Origin of the sequence: Streptomyces sp. NPDC048639 (assembly GCF_043199075.1) — a bacterium.
GTDB lineage: Bacteria > Actinomycetota > Actinomycetes > Streptomycetales > Streptomycetaceae > Streptomyces.
Genome location: NZ_JBICVP010000004.1, coordinates 353475 through 372737, shown reverse-complemented (window position 1 = coordinate 372737; position 19263 = coordinate 353475). Strand labels below are relative to the sequence as shown.

Below are 19263 nucleotides of genomic sequence, written 5' to 3'. Positions count from 1 at the left end.
CGGGTCCCGGCTGTTCTGAGGCCGGGTCCGGTCCCGTTCAACTCCGGCTCGGAACCACCGCGTTGATGCGCCCCGGCCCGTCACCCCGCCGAACAACGCGGGCATACGGGCCGGGGCGCGCCTGCGTCTCAGGCGGTTCCGGTGGCCAGCCAGGAGGCAACGGCTTCGGCGATCGGCTGTTCCGTGTCCAGCTCGATGAAGCCGAACTGCCCGCCCTGGTTGCACTCCAGGAACCACCAGGTGCCCTCCGCGTCCTCGGCGAAGTCGAAGGCGCCGTAGGCGAGCCGGGCGTGCTCCATGTACGTCCGGACGGCCTTCTCGATACGGTCCGGCACCACGGTGGGCTCCCAGCCCGACCCGTCCTCCGTGAACCGCCCGTCCACCTGCTCGGGGTCGGGATCGGACGCTTTCCGTGCGGCGAACATCACCTGCCCGACGCATGTCAGGCGGATGTCCGCGTACTTGGGGACCCGCTGCTGCAGCTGGGTGGGCCCGGCAGCGACGCCCGCGAAGTCCGCGTCCGGAGCGATACGGGTGGTCGGCAGCGTCATCGGCGGATTGCTGGGGTGCGCTCCCGAGACGGACTTGACGACCAGGTCCCGGTAGCGCTCCGCGAACTCGCGCGCCATCTGCGGGAAGGTGGTGATCAGCGTGGGGGGTACGGCGAAGCCGCTGTGGTGGGCGACATGAAGCTGCCACGGCTTGTGGCGGGCCTGCGCGGCGGCGGCGGGATGGTTCATCCAGCGCGCCGCCGTGCAGTTCAGCGCCCCGTAGAGGGCGTGTGTGGACTCGGTGGTCAGCCAGGCGGACTGCTCCACGGCGTTCGCCCCCGGCTCGCCGGGCCGGCGGATCCAGATCGAGCGCAGCCCGCTCATGGTCACCAGGCGCCCACCGCTGGAGAGATGGCCGTGGAAGTCGCCCTGGACGTACTCGGCGGACAGGGCGACCTCCCCGGGCAGGTCGGCGGGGTCGAGGCGGACGACGGGGACGCCGCGGTCGTCGAGCGCGGACACCACCATGTCCGCGGTCACATCCTCTTCACACGTCAGGACCAGTACGGTCATGGGGAGTTCAGTCAGTCGTCGAAATGCGTCTTGGAACCGGCGGTGGAGGTGGTGGTACCGGCTGCGAGCAGCACGGCGGGCTCCACTATGGCCGGACGCCCGTCGGGGAGGACGTTCAACTGACGTGTGGATTCATAGGCGTAGGGAGGCGTGACGGGTGCGTGCACGGCCGGCCGGGCGTAGTTCAACGCGAACGGTCGCATGAGTTCTCCTCCTCTTGCGGGGAGGGGCGACAGCGTCTCTCCACGACCCTCCTCTCGGACGCGACTGCGTTCGCGCCATCGTTCAGCGAGCCGGCCGATCCACCCGCCGACCCCACACACATAACAATACGTACCGGTAAACGTAATTGTTTCAGGGCTCTGTGTAGTTTCTCCGGCTTCCAGGGACGCCTTTGTTCTCTAGAGGGTTGAGGGACCGTAGTGGTTTCAACCGGCGGGCAGACCTGAGTAGTCACGTACCCCGGCCCGAACTGCCGTTCTGTTCGCGGGAGTTGTTCCGGACCTGGCGGCACGGCGTGAGCAACGCCACGTCGACGCACCTCCGCGCCTGATGGGTATCCGTCAGCTCCCAGGCCTGATAGGAAAGTTTCCTGATGATTCGCGCCGACGCCCCGCCCCCATCGGAGGAGTTCATGTCAACTCGCCCACCGCGGAGCGGACTTCGGCCCGCCTCCCGGCTCCTGCTCGGCCTCGCCGTGCTCGCGCTCCCCGCCACCGCCGTCGCTGCGACGGCCACGACCGGTGGTCGCGCTCCCGCGGAGCACCCGCATCCCGCTCACGCGACCGCCGCCCGGGCCTCCTCCGGGCTCGACGACCCGGAGAAGAAGGAGATCGCGATGCAGCTCGTGTCCAGCGCGGAGAACTCCTCGCTGGACTGGAAGGCGCAGTACGGCTACATCGAGGACATCGGCGACGGCCGCGGCTACACCGCGGGCATCATCGGCTTCTGCTCCGGCACCGGCGACATGCTGGACCTCGTGGAGCGCTACACCGAGCGCACGCCGGACAACGTGCTCGCGCGCTATCTGCCCGCACTGCGTGAGGTCGACGGCTCCGACTCGCACGAAGGGCTCGACCCCGGCTTCCCCCGCGACTGGGAAAGGGCAGCGGACGACCCGGAGTTCACCCGGGCCCAGGACGAGGAGCGCGACCGCGTCTACTTCGACCCGGCGGTCCGCCGCGCCAAGGCGGACGGGGTCGGCACGCTCGGCCAGTTCGCGTACTACGACGCCATCGTGATGCACGGCGACGGCGGCGACTCGGCGAGCTTCGGCTCGATCCGCGAGAACGCGATGCGCCACGCGAAGCCCCCGGCGCAGGGCGGTGACGAGAAGCGGTATCTGCACGCGTTCCTGGACGCCCGGGTGAAGGCGATGAAGGAGGAGGAGGAGGCACACAGCGACACCAGCCGGGTCGACACCGCCCAGCGGGTCTTCCTCGACCGGGGCAATCTGGATCTGGACACACCGCTGGACTGGAAGGTCTACGGCGACCCCTACCACGTCGGCTGACGCGTCCCCCACGGCTGCGGTGGCCCGCCGGCGACGCCGAACGGCCGGACCGGGGCGCGGAGTTGAGTCCGCTGCGCCCTGGCCCGGCCGCTGCCGCTGCCCCGCTCGGGCCGCGGCGGCACCGGCCAGGAACCGTCCTTCCCGGCCGGGGTCCGTACCGGCCGGCGGTCCGCGGGGCTTCGCCTGGGGTCCGCCGGCCGGCGCCGTCCGGCACCGATGTGCCGGAGGCGATGTTCAGTTGTGGCCCACGGCCCGTCCGGGGACCGCGACGCCGAACGGCCGGTCAGCCGACCTCGGCGATACGGGCCAGCCGCCGGGCCTGCTCCCGCGCGACACGCGCGATCGCGTCCTCGTCCGCCGTGGTGAGGCGGCCGTCCTCCACGACCGGCCTGCCGCCCACGAGGGACAGGGCGACCGGGGCGGCCGCGCCGAGGACGAGAGCCGCGACCGGGTCGGCGATGGAGGAGTGCCCGATGCCGTCGAGCCTCCACAGCACCAGGTCCGCGAGCTTGCCCGCCTCCAGCGAGCCGATCTCGCCCGCGCGGCCGAGGACCTGGGCACCGCCGTACGTACCGAGGCGCAGTGCCTGACGGGCATTCAGCGCGTGCTCGCGGCGGGGGCCGAGGCGGCTGACGAGGAGGGCGTTGCGCAGTTCGGTGTGCAGCTCCCCCGACTCGTTGGAGGCCGTGCCGTCAACGCCGAGGCCGACCGGGACTCCGGCGTCGAGCATGTCCGGGACCCGGGCGATCCCGGCGCCCAGGCGCGCGTTGGAGGACGGGCAGTGCGCGACGCCGGTCCCCGTACGGCCGAAGGCGGCGATGTCGGAGTCGTTCATATGGACGCAGTGCGCCATCCACACGTCCTCGCCCAGCCAGCCCGTGGACTCGAAGTAGTCGGTCGGGCCCATGCCGAACAGCTCGTGGCAGAACTTCTCCTCCTCCACGGTCTCCGAGCCGTGGGTGTGCAGCCGTACGCCCCTGCGCCGGGCCAGGACCGCGGCCTCGCGCATCAGCTCCGTCGACACCGAGAACGGCGAGCAGGGCGCGACGGCGATCTGCAGCATCGAGCCGAACGACGCGTCGTGATGGGTGTCGATCGCCTCCTCGGTGGCGATCAGCGCCGCCTCCGTGGTCTCCACCGCGAAGTCCGGCGGCAGTCCGCCGTCGGACTCGCCGCGGTCCATGGAACCGCGGGCCGCGGTGAAGCGGACGCCCATCTCGCGGGCGGCACGGATCTCCGCGCCGAGCAGATCGCCGGCGCCACGCGGGAAGACGTAGTGGTGGTCCATGGCGGTGGTCACGCCACCGCGGGCGAGCATCCCGAGCGAGCCCTGCGCGGCCGCGTGGACCATGGGTTCGTCGATACGCGCCCACACCGGGTAGAGCGTGACCAGCCAGTTGAAGAGGTTGCAGTCCTGGGCCAGTCCGCGGGTGAGCCACTGGTAGAAGTGGTGATGGGTGTTGACCAGGCCGGGCGTGACGAGATGCCCGGTGCCGTCGATGCGCCGGACGACGTTCTCCGGTCCGGCGGGTGCCGGTCCCGGCCCCACGGACTCGATCACGTTGTCGGCGACCACGACATGGCCCGAGGCGTACTCGGTGTCCTGCGCGTCCACGGTGGCGATCGCGCAGTTCTCGATGACGATGCGCTGGGCTGCCATGGCGATTCCTCGTTCTCCTTCGGTGGCGCGGACCCGGGGGCCGGGCGGGGTGACGACCGGGTCCGCGGTGGTGCTCGCGTGCGCAGATGCCCCCGCTCTCCCTCGGGTGGTGCGGACGCCGGCGCGTGCGTCGGAGGGGATGGGCGGTCGGAGGTCTAGAGGTTGGTGACGTCGACAGGGATCCGCTGCTCGGCTCCCTCCCGCAGGATCGTGGCCTCGATGAGGCCGTACGGGCGGTCGGCCGCGAGGTAGACCTCATTGTCGTTCTTCAGGCCGAACGGCTCCAGATCGACCAGGAAGTGGTGCTTGTTCGGCAGCGAGAGGCGGATCTCGTCGACCTCGGAGCGGCCGTTGATCACGCGCGCGCCCATGTGGTAGAGCGTCTGCTGGAGCGAGAGGCTGTAGGTCTCGGCGAAGGCTTCCAGCAGATGCTTGCGGGACTGCGCGTACGACCGCTCCCAGTTGGGCATCCGCTCCGTCTCGTCCGTCCAGTTGTGCCGCCAGCAGGCCTGCACCTCGGTGGCGAGGATGCGGTCGTACGCCTCGGGCAGGGTCGTGTACTTGTCCTTCACATAGCCCCAGAACTCCGAGTCGGTGGAGTTCATGACGGTGAGGTCCTTGAGTCCGGTGAGGACCTCCCAGCTCTCGCCGTCGTAGGTGATCTGGGCGGTACGGACGTCCTGGCCCTTGCGGACGAAGGAGTGCTTGATCTCGTCGGCGCCGATGAAGCGGGAGCCCGAGTCGGAAGCCTCGATGCGCTCCCAGGCGTACTCCTCGATCCGGATGCGGGCGCGGTGGATCGGCTCCTGGCTGGTGACGAAGTGACGGGCGAGGTGGATGCCGAACTGCTCGGCCGACTCGATCCCGTGCTCCTTGGCGAAGGCGTAGACCGTGTTCTTGGTGGTGTCGGTCGGCAGGACGTTGGCGTTGCTGCCGCTGTAGTGCACCTCGTCCATGTCGCCGGAGAGCGCGACGGAGACGTTGAGGTCCTTGATGTGGTGGGTCCTGCCGTCCCGGGTGATCCGGACGACGCGGTTCTCCGCTTTGCCGTACTGGTTCCGGCCGAGGAGGACGGGGCGGGCGGGCGGGGTGGCGGATGACATGTCGGTGCTAGCTCCCTCGGTATACGGAGTAGCCGAACGGGTTGAGCAGCAGCGGCACGTGGTAGTGCTCACCCGGCTCGACGGCGAACACGATCGCCACCTCCGGGAAGAAGGCTCCGCTGTCCCTTGTGCGGGGGGCGTCCTGCTGTTCCTCGGCTTGCTTGCCTTGCTCGTCGTGCTGGTTCTGCTGATCGGTGAAGTACGGCGCGGTCTCGAAGCGGAGCCGTACGTGCGTGGTGTCCTCCGGCAGCGCCGGGAGGTCCTTGCAGCGCCCGTCCGCGTCGGTCGCCGACGCCCCGTGCGCGGCCCAGTCGGCCCGCGCACCGGGGCGTACGGAGAGTTCGACGGCGACGCCGTGGGCGGGACGTCCGATGCTGGTGTCCAGGATGTGCGTGGAGACGGTGACGGTGTCCGTCATGACGGTCCTTCCGCGAGGCGCGACAGCCGGATGCGATTGATCTTGCCCAGCTCGGTACGGACGATCTCGCGTTCGGTGTCCGCGTCGTGGCCGATCCGCTCCTTGAGCGCATCCAGCATCTGGTCGCCGGTCCTGCCGGTGGCGCAGATGAGGAAGACATGGCCGAACCTGTCCTGGTAGGCCAGATTGAGTTCGAGGAGTTCGGCGCGCAGGGACTCCTGTACGCCGCTCTGTTCGCGCCGCGAGGTGGCATCGCCCGGCTTGGGCCGCCCGATCGGCGGGTGCCCGGCCATGGCCTCGGCCAGGTCGTCCGCGGTGAGGCCCGCCATGGCGGCGTCGCTCGCGGCGAGCAGCGCATCGGTCGTGGCGTACGGGCGGTGGGTGAGCAGGGCGCGGCCCCATGCCGTACTGGCGCACGCCTCGTGGAGCGCGGCGCGGGCCGCCGTCTCGCCGGAGGCGTTGAACCGGGCGAGGCCCGCCGGGGGTTCTGGGGTCGCGCCCGGCGTGTGCTGGGTGCTCGACGTCACGAGAAGCCTCCGTGGCCTGGTGCGGTGGGCTGCGACCAGCTAACGCCCTCACACCTCGCCGCGTCAACACTTTGTTGAAATTCGCGCGTCGCCCCCGCCACGACCGGGAACACCCGCCCCGGGGTGCCGGTGGCCCTACTCCCCCTTGGCCGCGGCCTCGCGGTTCAAGTAGTTGTAGACGGTGAAGCGGCTGACCCCGAGGGCCGAGGCGACGGTCTCCACCCCGTGCCGTACGGAGAAGGCGCCGCGTGCCTCCAGTATCCGGACGACCGACTGCTTCTCCTTGCGCTGCAACTCCGAGAGCGGAACACCGTGGCGCCGCTCCAGCTCGGCGAGGATGTGGTCGAGGGAGTCGGACAGATGCGGCAGCCGTACGGCCACCACGTCCCGGCCCTCCCACGCGAGGACGACGTCGTCGCCCCGGGCGGCCTCCGGGGCGACCATGTCCCCGCCCATGGCGTCGACCAGGGGCTTCACGGCCGCGATGAACGGGTGGTCGTCGGGCAGGGTCATTCCTCGCCCTCCCCGACCACATTGACCTGGAGGGAGACCCGGGTGGCGCCGGCGTCGAGGGACTTGCGCAGCAGCTTGTTCACGGCGGCGAGCACCGCGCTCGCGGAACCCTCCGCGGTATTGCCGAACGGGCCGACGTCCACGGCATCCAGCTCGGCGGCCTGGACGATCTCGCGCGCGACGACGGCATGGTGCGGCGGCTGGTCGAGATCGAACGGTTCGGTCGTGAATTCCACCCTGAGTTTCACGCCACTCAACCTAGCGCCCCGCCGGGAGGATCCGGCAGCCCCACTTGACAGCCCTCGGAGACCAGAGGCACCCTTCCGTTAAGCAGAAACTAACTTCCGCAATACGGAAGGGACGCGACCCTGATGGGCCTCAGCGACCAGCGCTTCGATGTGAATCTCTCGATCCTCTTCACCGAGCTCCCCCTGCTGGAGCGGCCCGCGGCGGCAGCCGAGGCCGGCTTCACCGCGGTCGAGCTGTGGTGGCCCTGGACCGACACCCCCACCCCCGAGCAGGCGGCGCTCGGCGCCCTGCGCGACGCACTGAACGCCGCCGACACCCACCTCGTGGGCCTCAACTTCTACGCGGGTGAGCTCCCCGGCCCGGACCGCGGCGCACTGTCACTGCCCGGCGAGGAGTCCGACCGCTTCCGGGCCAACATCGATGTCGCCGCCGACTTCGCGGAGACCATGGGCTGCACCGCGCTCAACGCCCTCTACGGCAACCGCGTCCAGGGCGTCGATCCGGAGGTCCAGGACGCGCTGGCGCTGGAGAACCTGGTCCTCGCCGCGCGGGCGGCCGACCGGGTCGGCGCGACCCTGCTGATCGAGGCGCTCAACCGGCCCGAATCGCCGGACTACCCCCTGGTGAGCGCGGAGTCCGCGGTCGAGGTGGTGGACCGGGTCAACGCCGCCACAGGACTGGGCAACGCCCGCTTCCTGATGGACCTTTACCACCTGTCCATGAACGGTGAGGACCTGCACCGCGTCATCGACCGCCACACGGCGAAGACCGGGCACGTACAGATCGCCGACAACCCCGGCCGCGGGGCCCCCGGTTCGGGCGGTCTGGACTTCGACGGCCTCGCCGACCATCTCGGCAAGGCGGGTTACGACGGCTGGTTCGGCCTGGAGTACAAGTCCCCCGCCGAGAGCGCCTTCGCCTGGCTGCCCGCCGACCGGCGCGCGGCCCGGCACTGACCGGCGCACGCCGCACCGCGCCCCATCACCCGCCGTACGGCATGGGCACGCGATACCCATCCGGCGTCCACCGCACCGGGCAGGCCCTCAACACCCGCCCCCGCACCCGCCGTTCGCGCACCGGTTCCCCTGCTCCGGCGTGCGGCTCCGACCTCCCCGACGTCCCAGAGAGGCACCCTTCTCATGAGCAACCTTCCGAAGATCGCCTGGATAGGGCTGGGCATCATGGGCTCCCCCATGTCCGAGAACCTCATCAAGGCGGGCTACTCCGTCACCGGTTACACCCTCGAACAGGAGAAGCTCGACCGGCTCGCCGCCGCCGGCGGCTCCGTGGCCTCCTCCGTCGCCGACGCGGTGGCGGACGCCGATGTCGTCATCACCATGGTCCCCGCCTCCCCCCAGGTCGAGGCCATCGCCTACGGCGAGGACGGCATCCTGGAGAACGCCCGGTCCGGCGCGCTGCTGATCGACATGTCCTCCATCACCCCGCAGACTTCCGTCGACCTGTCACGGGCCGCGGCCGCGAAGGGCATCCGCGTACTGGACGCCCCGGTCTCCGGCGGCGAGGCGGGCGCGATCGAGGCGGTGCTGTCCATCATGGTGGGCGGCGAGCGGGCCGACTTCGAGCAGGCCGAGCCGATCTTCGACGCGCTCGGCAGGACGATCGTCCTGTGCGGACCGCACGGGTCGGGGCAGACGGTCAAGGCCGCCAACCAGCTCATCGTCGCGGTCAACATCCAGGCGTGCGCCGAGGCCGTGGTGTTCCTGGAGAAGTCGGGCGTGGATCTGGCGGCCGCACTCGACGTCCTGAACGGCGGGCTGGCCGGCTCCACCGTCCTGGCCCGCAAGAAGGACAACTTCCTGCAACGGGACTTCGCACCGGGCTTCCGCATAGACCTTCACCACAAGGACATGGGCATCGTCACCGACGCCGCCCGTAGCGTCGGCGCCGCCCTGCCCGTGGGTGCCGTCGTCGCCCAGCTCGTCGCCTCCCTGCGCGCGCAGGGCGACGGCGGCCTGGACCACTCCGCCCTGCTGCGCGCCGTCGAGCGCCTCTCGGGGCAGCAGGTCTGACACCCTCCCCGGAGCTCCGGGGCCCTCAACGTCCGGGCGGCGGCGCTGACACCAGTCCTGTCGCGCCCAAAGTGCCGCCGCCCGGATCTCGTTCCCCCCTTCCGCGCTGTGCCGCCTTCCGCTTTCGGCACGCCTTCTTCCGCCTCTCCAGCACTTCAACAAACTGTTGACGTTCGGATTCACCCATACCTAGGCTCCGTACGACGGAAACCCTTCCGTCCGCAGGTCTCCCGCACGGAAGGTCGCCATGTCTCAGCGCACGCCCGACGCCCGGATTCTCACCACGGAGTCCGGCGCCCCCGTCGCGGACAACCAGAACTCCGCCACCGCCGGAGCCGGTGGCCCGCTCCTCCTCCAGGACCAGCACCTGCTGGAGAAGCTCGCCCGCTTCAACCGTGAGCGCATCCCCGAGCGCGTGGTGCACGCCCGCGGCTCCGGCGCGTACGGCTACTTCGAGGTGACCGACGACGTCACCGGCTTCACCCGGGCCGACTTCCTCAAGGAGGCCGGCCGGCGCACGGAGGTCTTCGTCCGCTTCTCGACGGTGGCGGACAGCCTCGGCGGCGCGGACGCCGTACGGGACCCGCGCGGCTTCGCCGTCAAGTTCTACACCGAGGAGGGCAATTACGACCTCGTCGGCAACAACACCCCGGTCTTCTTCGTCAAGGACCCGCTGAAGTTCCCCGACTTCATCCACTCGCAGAAGCGCGACCCGTTCACCGGCAAGCAGGAGCCCGACAACGTCTGGGACTTCCTCGCACACGCACCGGAGGCGACCCACCAGGTCACCTGGCTGATGGGCGACCGCGGCATACCCGCCTCGTACCGCCACATGAACGGGTACGGCTCGCACACCTACCAGTGGACGAACGCGACCGGCGAGGCCTTCTTCGTCAAGTACCACTTCAAGACCAACCAGGGCATCCGCTGCCTGTCGAACGAGCAGGCCGCCGAGACCGCGGGCAAGGACCCCGACTCGCACCAGACCGACCTGCTGCAGGCGATCGAGCGGGGCGTCAACCCGTCCTGGACGCTGTACGTGCAGATCATGCCGGCGGCCGAGGCGGCGGAGTACCGCTTCAACCCGTTCGACCTCACCAAGGTCTGGCCGCACTCCGACTTCCCGCTCCAGCGGGTCGGCCGCCTCGTCCTCGACCGCAACCCGGACAACGTCTTCGCCGAGGTCGAGCAGGCCGCGTTCTCGCCCAACAACTTCGTTCCCGGCATCGGCCCGTCCCCGGACAAGATGCTCCAGGGCCGGCTGTTCGCCTACGCGGACGCCCACCGCTACCGACTGGGCGTCAACCACACCCTGCTTCCGGTGAACGCACCCCGGGCGACGACCGCGCAGAACTACGGCCGGGACGGCCTCATGGCCACCAACTCCCAGGGCCGGTACGCGAAGAACTACGAGCCCAACTCCCACCGGGGGCCGGCACAGACGGACCAGGCGCTCTCGGCCCCGCTGCCCGTCTCCGGCTGGACCGGCACCCACGAGGCGCCGGCCCACACCAAGGACGACCACTTCTTCCAGGCCGGCGAGCTCTACCGGCTGATGACGGAGGAGGCGAAGCAGCGCCTGGTCGCCACGATCGCGGGCGGCCTCGCCCAGGTCGGCCGGGACGACGTGGTCGAGAAGAACCTCGCCCACTTCCACGCCGCGGACGCCGAGTACGGCAAGCGGGTCGAGGCCGCGGTCCGCGAACTGCGCGACAACTGAACGCGCGGGCCGGCGTTCCGTCGGCCCGCCGCGCGTAGCCGGCCGGTCCGGATGAGGGGGCCGACCGGGTACGCTCCGGGCCGCCGCGGCGGCAGCACTGCCAGTGCGGTGGCAGAACTCCCCCGAAGGGAGGGGTGAGTGGGCGCCTGCCTCGCGGCGGCCCGGCACCCCTTATGCGCGCTTCCAGTGGCCGGCACGGCCTTATCCGGCCGCGCGGACGGCACAGCGACGTGAAGACCCACCAGGACCGGCGGGACGGCAGGACCGCAGGACCGCAGGACGGCAGGACGGCAGGACGGCAGGACGGCAGGACGGCAGGACGGCAGGACGGCAGGACGGCAGGACGGCAGGACGGCAGGACGGCAGGACCAGCGGACGCGAAAGCCTTCAACTCCCGCAACCCGCCGCCCCCTTCGATCCGCAGGCGCGGAGTCCGCGCACCACGGGCTCCGCGCCTTCCGCATGCCCGCTCGACTACCGCAGGTGAGGCCCGCACGGTTCCCCTGCCGCGCCTGCGCCACGTCCGCACCGCTCTTGACGCCCTCACCTCCACCTCCTAGATTGTCTTCCATATAGCAGAAGCTAACTTTCATGATGCGGAAGTCATGACAGAGCGGGTTCTGCGATACGGGCGCGACGGACGATGGTCGACTCAGGAGTTCTCGATGCCTCGAATGACGGCCGCTCGCGCGGCAGTGGAAATCCTCAAGCGCGAAGGCGTGGACACCGCGTTCGGCGTCCCCGGCGCGGCGATCAACCCGTTCTACGCGGCGCTGCGCGCCTCCGGCGGGATCGAGCACAAGCTCGCCCGCCACGTCGAGGGCGCGTCCCACATGGCCGAGGGCTACACCCGCACCCGCGCCGGCAACATCGGCGTGTGCGTCGGCACCTCGGGCCCCGCCGGAACCGACATGATCACCGGTCTGTACTCCGCCTCCGGCGACTCGATCCCGATCCTGTGCATCACCGGCCAGGCTCCCACCGCCCGCCTGCACAAGGAGGACTTCCAGGCCGTCGACATCGCCGCGATCGCCGGTCCCGTCACCAAGATGGCGATCACGGTCCTGGAGCCCGCACAGGTGCCCGGCGCCTTCCAGCAGGCCTTCCATCTGATGCGCTCCGGACGCCCCGGACCGGTGCTGATCGACGTGCCGCTCGACGTCCAGCTCACCGAGATCGAGTTCGACCCCGAGACGTACGAGCCGCTGCCCGTCTACAAACCGGCCGCGACCCGCCGGCAGATCGAGAAGGCCCTGGCCCTGCTCGCGGAGAGCGAGCGTCCGCTGATCGTCGCCGGTGGCGGCATCATCAACGCAGACGCGTCCGAACTCCTCGTGGAATTCGCCGAGATCACCGGCATCCCCGTGGTCCCGACCCTGATGGGCTGGGGCATCCTCCCCGACGACCACGATCTCAACGCCGGCATGGTCGGCCTGCAGACCTCGCACCGCTACGGCAACGCGACGATGCTCGCCTCCGACGCGGTCCTCGGCATCGGCAACCGCTGGGCCAACCGCCACACCGGCAACCTCGACGTCTACACCGAGGGCCGCACGTTCATCCATGTCGACATCGAACCCACCCAGATCGGCCGGGTCTTCGCACCCGACTACGGCATCGCCTCGGACGCCGGAGCCGCGCTGCGGCTGTTCGTGGAGGTCGCGCGCGAGCTGAAGGACGCGGGCCGGCTGCCGGACCGCACCGCGTGGGCGGCCACCGCACGCGAGCACCGGGCCACCCTCCAGCGGCGTACCCACTTCGACGACGTGCCGATCAAGCCGCAGCGCGTCTACGAGGAGATGAACCGGGCCTTCGGGCCGGAGACCGTCTACGTCTCCACGATCGGCCTCTCCCAGATCGCAGGCGCCCAGTTCCTGCACGTCCACCGGCCGCGCCACTGGATCAACTGCGGCCAGGCGGGCCCGCTGGGCTGGACCGTCCCGGCGGCGCTCGGTGTCGCCACCGCCGACCCGGAGGCGAGCGTGGTCGCGCTGTCCGGCGACTACGACTTCCAGTTCATGATCGAAGAGCTGGCGGTGGGCGCCCAGTTCAACATCCCGTACGTCCACGTGCTGGTGAACAACTCGTACCTGGGCCTGATCCGCCAGGCGCAGAAGGCGTTCGACATGGACTTCCAGGTCTCGCTCTCGTTCGAGAACATCAACACCCCCGAACTCGGCGTGTACGGCGTGGACCACGTCAAGGTCGCCGAAGGGCTGGGCTGCAAGGCCCTGCGCGTCACCGATCCGGGCGACCTGCTGCCGGCCTTCGAGGAGGCCAAGAAGCTCGCCGCGGAACACCGGGTGCCGGTGGTCGTCGAAGCCATCCTGGAGCGGGTCACCAACATCGCGATGAGCCCGAGCGGCGACCTCGACAAGGTCGTGGAATTCGAGGAGATCGCCACGGAGCCGGGCCACGCCCCCACCGCGATCACGCCGCTGCGCTAGCCGGCCTCAAGGGGCGCCCGGAGAGCACCGGGCGCCCCTCCGGAGCAGATGCAGGGCGTCCGGCACGGCACAGTACGCAGCGCGCGCACCCCATCTGCCACGAACGAATGTCGCAGGTCTCTCCCCAACACCACTCGCTTCATGGACCATGGAGTCAACACCCTTACTACGGAACCGTGCTGGAGCCGAAACATGGCCGAGAGCGTGCCGGTGCGGTGCCCGGCGTGCCGCCGCGAGCACTCCTTCTCCCCGCTCACCTTCCCCTGCGCCTGCGGGGCACCACTGACGGTGCCCGTACGGAAAGGGGTGGAGCCCGAGCCGGTGGTCCACCACACGTGGGAGGAGGCGTGGGTGACCGTCCGCTGTCCCTCCTGTGAACGGGAGAGCCAGTGGCCGCAGCCGGAGCTGGGCTGTCCGTGCGGCGTGCTGCTGCGCGTCCCGGTACCCCCTCCGCCCAAACCGTCGGCGACCAGTCCGACGACCACGGGCTCGGGCGGCCTCGGGTCCTCCGCGCCGTCCGGCTCGGGCGCCGTCGCGCAGGCTCCGTCCTCGGCCGTGCTGCGCCCGGCGTTCCGGCCGGTGACGATCCGTACGAGCCGGGACGCGATCACCGCCGCCGCGCAGTATCTGAAGTGGCTGGGCTTCCAGGAGGTCATGCCCTCCGCGGAGCGCACGGCCTCCGGGGTGGATCTGCGCGGCCGGGGCGTCGTCGCCCGCGTGGACCCCACGACCCGGCCCTCGGCGCTGCGCGACGTGGAGTGCCTCTGGCTGGACGGCCTCGTCTCGTCCACCGGCTGTGTGTTCTTCTCCCTCGCCGGTTACGCGCGCGACGCCCGCGCCCGCGCCGACGAACTGCATGTGCCGCTCTTCGTCATGGACCTGACGGGGACACCGCAGCCGGTCAACGACGCGGCCGACGACCTCATCCGCATGGGGGCGTGAGGCGGCGGCGGCCCGGTCGCAGGATTACCGTCGAATCATGGAACTCGACATGACGAGCGAGGAACGCGCGCTCATCTCCTACCTCGGCGAGAGACTCGCGGCCGGTGACAACCCGACCGAGGACGACCTCGCCGAGCAGATGGGCGAGGCCGTCCGTCAGCAACTCCGGTCGCTGGCCGACAAGGAACTGGTGTCCCTCGGGGTACTCCCCGAGGGCGGACCCGACGTCGTCTTCGGCCTCTCCCCCGAGGCGCAGGAAACGCTGGGCATCCACCGCGACGCCACGGAGTGACGCGCGGCGCCGCGCGTCACCGGGTGAGCGTGCGGGGCCCGTCACGAGAAGGTGAGCCAGGGGGCGCGCGGCGCCCGCGCCGGAGGGCAGGACTCCCGGCGCGGGCGTCGCGCGCCCGTACGCCTGCCCGCGCCCGTACACCTGCCGCGCCCCTACGCCTGCCCGGGGCCGGGACGTCCCGCGGCGAACCCCCGGGCGGACGGGTCCGCGCCGATTCGGCGATGCGACCGGCGCACCGGAGAACGCGGAGAACGCGAAGGCGTCGGAGACCGCAGAGAGCGCAGAGAGCGACGCATCGAGGCGACGTGCGGAGCTATGCCCGGGTGAGCCGGTCGGCCGACGGACCCGACGGCTGCCCTTCCGACGGCTGCCCCTGCGATGGCTCTCCCTCCGACTGCTCGTCCCGCGTCCGCCCCCGGGTCTGCCCCGGCGGCTTCTCCCCCGCTCCCTCCGCGAACTGCTCCCGCAGCTCCACCTTGCGCACCTTCCCGCTGACCGTCATCGGGAAGGCCTCCATGATCCGGAGATGGCGCGGCACCTTGTAGTGCGCGAGCCGGCCCCGGCAGTAGCGGGCGAGTTCGTCGCGGGTGAGCGGCTGGGCCGGGTCGCGCAGCACCACGCAGGCGAGGATCTCCTCGCCGTACTTCTCGTCCGGTACGCCCACGACCTGTACGTCGGCGATCTTCGGGTGGGTGTAGAGGAACTCCTCGATCTCGCGCGGATAGACGTTCTCCCCGCCGCGGATGATCATGTCCTTGATACGGCCGACGATCTGCACGTAGTCGTCCTCGCGCATCACGGCGAGGTCGCCGGTGTGCATCCAGCGGCCCGCGTCGACCGCCTCGGCCGTCCGCTCGGGCTCCTCCCAGTAGCCGAGCATCACGCTGTAGCCGCGGGTGCACAGCTCGCCCGGTTCACCGCGCTCCACGGTCCGCCCGGTCGCGGGGTCGACGACCTTCACCTCGATATGCGGCAGCACGCGCCCGACCGTCCCCGTACGCCGCTCCAGATCGTCGTCGCGCCGGGTCTGGGTGGAGACAGGGGAGGTTTCGGTCATCCCGTAGCAAATCGATACCTCGGCCATGTGCATCTCGGACATGACCCGCTTCATGACCTCCTCAGGACAGGGCGAACCGGCCATGATCCCGGTGCGCAGCGAGGAGAGGTCGTACGTGGCGAAGTCCGGCAGATTCAGCTCGGCGATGAACATCGTCGGCACGCCGTAGAGCGAGGTGCACTGCTCGCGCTCGACGGCGCTGAGCGTGGCCTCCGGGTCGAAGCTCGGGGCCGGGACGACGATGCAGGCGCCGTGGCTGGTGGCGCCGAGGTTGCCCATGACCATGCCGAAGCAGTGGTAGAAGGGCACCGGCAGGCAGACGCGGTCCCGCTCGGTGTAGCCGATCATCTCCCCCACCCAGTACCCGTTGTTGAGGATGTTGTGGTGGGAGAGGGTGGCGCCCTTGGGGAAGCCGGTCGTGCCCGAGGTGTACTGGATGTTGACCGGGTCGTCGCAGCTCAGCTCGGCCGCACGGGCCTCCAGCCGCTCGCGCGGCACCTGGGTGCCTGCCGCGATGAGGCCGTGCCAGGTCGGGTCGCCGATGTAGACCACATCGCGCAGGGCCGGGCAGTCGGCGCGGACCTGCTCCACCATCCGCCGGTAGTCGCTGGTCTTGTGGGCCACGGAGGCGACCAGCACCTCGGTGCCGGCCTGCTTCAGCACGTAGGCCAGCTCGTGCACGCGGTAGGCCGGGTTGATGTTGACCATGACGGCGCCGATGCGGGCGGTCGCGTACTGGACCAGGACCCACTCGGCGCAGTTGACCGCCCAGATCCCGACCCGGACGCCCTTGCGCACGCCCTTGGCCAGCAAGCCGAGGGCCACGTCGTCCACGGCCCGGCCGAATTCGGCGTATGTCCAGCGCCGGCCGGTCGGGATGTCGACGAGGGCCTCGCGGTCGGGATGCGCCGCGATGACACGGGCCAGGTTGGCCCCGATGGTGTCGCCGAGCAGCGGGCCGGTACCGATGCCGCTGCTGTAGGAGAGCTCGGTCATGTGTAGTCCCCTTCGCGGTACTCGGCAGCGCTTCCCTCAGGAGTACGGGCGGTGCGCTCGCGCAGTTCGATACGGCGGATCTTCCCCGAAACCGTCTTGGGCAATTCCGCGAATTCGATGCGGCGAACGCGTTTGTAGGGCGCGAGGACCTCGCGGGAGTGCGCGAAGAGCGCCTTCGCGGTCTCCGGGCCCGGTTCCCAGCCCGAAGCCAGCACGATGTACGCCTTGGGCACCGCGAGCCGTACGGGGTCGGGCGCGGGCACGACGGCCGCCTCCGCGACGGCCTCGTGCTCCAGCAGTGCGCTCTCCAGCTCGAAGGGGGAGATCTTGTAGTCGGAGGCCTTGAAGACGTCGTCGGAGCGGCCGACGTAGGTGATGTGGCCGTCCTCGTCGCGCGACCCGATGTCCCCCGTTCGGTAGTAGCCGCCGGCCATGGCCTCGGCCGTACGCTCCGGGTCGCCGTGATAGCCCGTCATCAGGCCGACCGGGGCGCCCGCCTCCCCGGTCAGGTCGAGGCAGATCTCGCCCTCGTCGCCGGGTTCGCCGCTGACCGGGTCGAGCAGCGCGACCGTGAAGCCGGGGGTGGGGCGGCCCATGGATCCGGTCTTCAGGGGCTGGCCGGGGGTGTTGGCGACCTGTACGGCCGTCTCGGTCTGCCCGAATCCGTCCCGAATGGTCACCCCCCAGGTCTCCCGCACCCGCTCGATGACCTCCGGGTTGAGCGGCTCGCCCGCGGCGACGGCCTCGCGCGGAGGCGTGCGCAGCTGGGTGAGGTCGGCCTGGATGAGCATGCGCCAGACGGTGGGCGGCGCGCAGAAGCTCGTCACCGCGCAGCGGTCCATCTCCGCCATGAGGCGGGGGGCGTCGAAGCGCGTGTAGTTGTGGATGAAGACGGTCGCCTCGGCGTTCCAGGGGGCGAAGAGGTTGCTCCAGGCGTGCTTGGCCCAGCCGGGCGAGGAGATGTTGAGGTGGACGTCCCCGGGGCGCAGCCCGATCCAGTACATCGTGGACAAATGGCCCACGGGATACGACAGATGGGTGTGCTCCACCAGCTTGGGCCGGGCGGTCGTGCCGGAGGTGAAGTAGAGCATCAGCGGGTCGGAGGCGCCGGTGGGCCCGTCCGGCGCGAAGTCCGCGGAGACGCCGTACGCGTCCTCGTAGCGCAGCCAGCCGGGCGCGGCCCCGCCCACGCAGATCCGCGTGTAGTCGCCGGGCACCTCCGCGAACTTGGCCGTGTCCTCGGCCCGTACGATCACGTGCCGGGCATCGCCGCGCTCCACCCGGTCCACCAGGTCGAGCGGGCCGAGCAGCGGGGTCGCGGGGATGACCACGGCCCGCAGCTTCATCGCGGCGAGCGCGGTCTCCCACAGCTCGTTCTGGTTGCCGAGCATGACGACGATCCGGTCACCGGGCCGTACGCCCTGCTCGCGCAGCCAGTTCGCGACCCGGTCCGAACGGGCGCGCATCTCCGCGAAGGTGATCCGGGCCTCGGTGCCGTCCTCCTCGACGATGTGCAGGGCGGGGCGGTCGTTGCCCTCGGCGATCCGGTCGAACCAGTCCAGCGCCCAGTTGAAGCGCTCGGGACGCGGCCAGCGGAAACCGGCATAGGCCGCGTCGTAGTCCTCTCTGTGCCGGAGCAGGAAATCCCGGGCTTCCCGGAACTCTTCCGTCGCACCGGTTGCCGCCATGTGTCCTCCTCATTGCCCGACCGCTGGCTAGCATCGTGTAATCAGTGACCTGGGTCTCACTACCCCCGGAAGGGGGTGAAGGAGTTGGCGGTGACGCAGACGGGCGAAGCGGCCGAGGTGCGGGCGGCGCTGCTGAACCTGCGCCGCACCAGCGGCCTGCCGGTCGCGTTCGGCGGACTTCTGGAGGACAACCGGCAGTTCCGCATCGCCGAGCTGAGCGGCGCGAGAAGCACCGCGCTGCGCGGCCTCGTGGTGTCGACGGGCAACGGCCTGGGCGGGAAGTCCCTCGCCCTCACCCGTCCCGTGGCGGTCTCCGACTACCAGGCCTCACGCGCCATCAGCCACGAATACGACGCGGCCGTGGCCAAGGAGGGGCTGGGCGCGGTGCTCGCCGTGCCCGTGGTCGTACGGCGCCGGGTGCGCGGCGTGCTCTACGGCGCCGTACGCGAGCCGCTGAACCTCGGCGACCGCACACTGAGCGCCGCGGTCGAGGCCGCCCGCGAACTGGAACAGGCGCTGGCCATACGGGATGCGGCGCAGCGGCTGCTGGCCTCCCGCCCGGTGACCGCGGGCGACGCCGGGCATCCGCTCGGGGCCGCCGCGTGGGAGGAGGTCCGCGAGGCGTACGGCGCACTGCGGGCGCTGGCACCGCGGGTGGCTGACCCCGCCCTGCGGGAGGAGATCCTCACCGTCTGCGGGCAGCTGGCCGCCGCCTCGGGCCCTGACGCCCGTACGGCCGCTGCCGGAGCGGACATCCTCGGGGCGCCGGGTGAGCCGAACCCCGGACTCCGGCCACCGCGCGTCCGTCTCACACCCCGCGAACTGGACGTGCTGTCCTGCGTCGCGGCCGGCGTGACCAATGCGACGGCCGCGGAGCGGCTGGGACTGCGGCCGGAGACGGTGAAGGGCTATCTCCGCTCGGCGATGCGCAAACTCGGCGCCCACACCCGCCTGGAGGCGGTCGTCGCGGCCCGGCGGGTGGGGCTTCTGCCTTGAGCTCCGCCGGTCCGGGGCGAGGGCAAGGACGCGAGCGCCGCCCCGGCG

Annotated in this window: 18 protein-coding genes; 8 read left to right on the top strand and 10 right to left on the bottom strand. The window is 70.8% G+C overall.

From position 1 onward, the window contains the following. Positions 1-128: 128 nt before the first annotated feature. Together tgmB and tgmA are read right to left on the bottom strand one after the other, a co-directional pair. A complete protein-coding gene (gene tgmB / locus ACGFNH_RS13405; protein WP_393653217.1) occupies positions 129-1064 on the bottom strand; it encodes an ATP-grasp ribosomal peptide maturase in 936 nt (311 codons plus the stop codon). An 11-nt stretch (positions 1065-1075) separates the two neighbouring features. Continuing rightward, positions 1076-1267, bottom strand: a complete 192-nt coding sequence (gene tgmA / locus ACGFNH_RS13400) for a putative ATP-grasp-modified RiPP (RefSeq protein WP_365254120.1) — start codon at positions 1265-1267, stop codon at positions 1076-1078. Positions 1268-1698: 431 nt separating this feature from the next. Between tgmA and ACGFNH_RS13395 the strand changes: the two genes are divergently transcribed. Beyond that, entirely contained in the window at positions 1699-2577 is an 879-nt protein-coding gene (locus ACGFNH_RS13395; RefSeq protein ID WP_393653216.1) for a chitosanase, read from the top strand. Between the two features lie 283 nt (positions 2578-2860). Here the strand turns inward: ACGFNH_RS13395 and ACGFNH_RS13390 are convergent, their stop codons facing one another. The 6 genes from ACGFNH_RS13390 to ACGFNH_RS13365 all read right to left on the bottom strand — a co-directional run bounded on the left by ACGFNH_RS13390 (position 2861) and on the right by ACGFNH_RS13365 (position 7046). Then, positions 2861-4237, bottom strand: coding sequence for an 8-oxoguanine deaminase (locus ACGFNH_RS13390; RefSeq protein WP_393653215.1), 1377 nt, complete (start codon positions 4235-4237; stop codon positions 2861-2863). Between the two features lie 155 nt (positions 4238-4392). Beyond that, entirely contained in the window at positions 4393-5340 is a 948-nt protein-coding gene (gene pucL, locus ACGFNH_RS13385; protein ID WP_393653214.1) for a factor-independent urate hydroxylase, read from the bottom strand. 7 nt (positions 5341-5347) lie between these two features. Next, a complete protein-coding gene (gene uraH / locus ACGFNH_RS13380) occupies positions 5348-5758 on the bottom strand; it encodes a hydroxyisourate hydrolase (RefSeq protein ID WP_393653213.1) in 411 nt (136 codons plus the stop codon). Further along, positions 5755-6285: a 2-oxo-4-hydroxy-4-carboxy-5-ureidoimidazoline decarboxylase gene (uraD, locus tag ACGFNH_RS13375; RefSeq protein ID WP_393653212.1), complete on the bottom strand. Its 531-nt coding sequence runs from the start codon at positions 6283-6285 to the stop codon at positions 5755-5757. The genes uraH and uraD overlap by 4 nt, the downstream gene beginning before the upstream one ends. Before the next feature lie 135 nt (positions 6286-6420). Then, positions 6421-6798, bottom strand: coding sequence for a helix-turn-helix domain-containing protein (locus tag ACGFNH_RS13370; RefSeq protein ID WP_393653211.1), 378 nt, complete (start codon positions 6796-6798; stop codon positions 6421-6423). After that, a complete protein-coding gene (locus tag ACGFNH_RS13365) occupies positions 6795-7046 on the bottom strand; it encodes a hypothetical protein (protein WP_393653210.1) in 252 nt (83 codons plus the stop codon). The genes ACGFNH_RS13370 and ACGFNH_RS13365 overlap by 4 nt, the downstream gene beginning before the upstream one ends. Before the next feature lie 123 nt (positions 7047-7169). On the opposite strand from ACGFNH_RS13365, the gene ACGFNH_RS13360 reads away from it, so the two are divergent. The 6 genes from ACGFNH_RS13360 (at position 7170) to ACGFNH_RS13335 (ending at position 14478) form a co-directional block, all read left to right on the top strand. Continuing rightward, the gene (locus ACGFNH_RS13360; RefSeq protein ID WP_393653209.1) at positions 7170-8003 is read left to right on the top strand and encodes a TIM barrel protein; all 834 of its coding nucleotides are present in this window, start codon (positions 7170-7172) and stop codon (positions 8001-8003) included. Positions 8004-8186: 183 nt separating this feature from the next. Next, the gene (locus ACGFNH_RS13355) at positions 8187-9077 is read left to right on the top strand and encodes a 2-hydroxy-3-oxopropionate reductase (protein WP_393653208.1); all 891 of its coding nucleotides are present in this window, start codon (positions 8187-8189) and stop codon (positions 9075-9077) included. 247 nt (positions 9078-9324) lie between these two features. Further along, entirely contained in the window at positions 9325-10797 is a 1473-nt protein-coding gene (locus ACGFNH_RS13350; RefSeq protein ID WP_393653207.1) for a catalase, read from the top strand. A gap of 665 nt (positions 10798-11462) precedes the next feature. After that, positions 11463-13244 carry a glyoxylate carboligase gene (gcl, locus tag ACGFNH_RS13345; protein WP_393653206.1) on the top strand — a complete coding sequence of 594 codons (1782 nt, stop codon included), beginning with the start codon at positions 11463-11465 and terminating at the stop codon, positions 13242-13244. 192 nt (positions 13245-13436) lie between these two features. Further along, positions 13437-14186 (top strand): hypothetical protein, encoded by a 750-nt coding sequence (locus ACGFNH_RS13340; RefSeq protein WP_393653205.1) that lies wholly within the window; start codon positions 13437-13439, stop codon positions 14184-14186. 37 nt (positions 14187-14223) lie between these two features. Further along, positions 14224-14478, top strand: coding sequence for a hypothetical protein (locus ACGFNH_RS13335; RefSeq protein WP_393653204.1), 255 nt, complete (start codon positions 14224-14226; stop codon positions 14476-14478). Positions 14479-14791: 313 nt separating this feature from the next. On the opposite strand, the gene ACGFNH_RS13330 is transcribed toward ACGFNH_RS13335, so the two are convergent. Both ACGFNH_RS13330 and ACGFNH_RS13325 read right to left on the bottom strand, forming a co-directional pair. Then, on the bottom strand, positions 14792-16531 hold the full coding sequence (locus ACGFNH_RS13330) for an AMP-binding protein (protein ID WP_393653203.1): 1740 nt from the start codon (positions 16529-16531) through the stop codon (positions 14792-14794). Next, positions 16528-18219, bottom strand: coding sequence for an AMP-binding protein (locus ACGFNH_RS13325; RefSeq protein ID WP_393653202.1), 1692 nt, complete (start codon positions 18217-18219; stop codon positions 16528-16530). The genes ACGFNH_RS13330 and ACGFNH_RS13325 overlap by 4 nt, the downstream gene beginning before the upstream one ends. 90 nt (positions 18220-18309) lie before the next feature. Here ACGFNH_RS13325 and ACGFNH_RS13320 point away from each other — a divergent pair, with 90 nt between their 5' ends. Continuing rightward, positions 18310-19215 (top strand): response regulator transcription factor, encoded by a 906-nt coding sequence (locus tag ACGFNH_RS13320; protein ID WP_393653201.1) that lies wholly within the window; start codon positions 18310-18312, stop codon positions 19213-19215. The last annotated feature ends 48 nt before the right edge of the window (positions 19216-19263 follow it).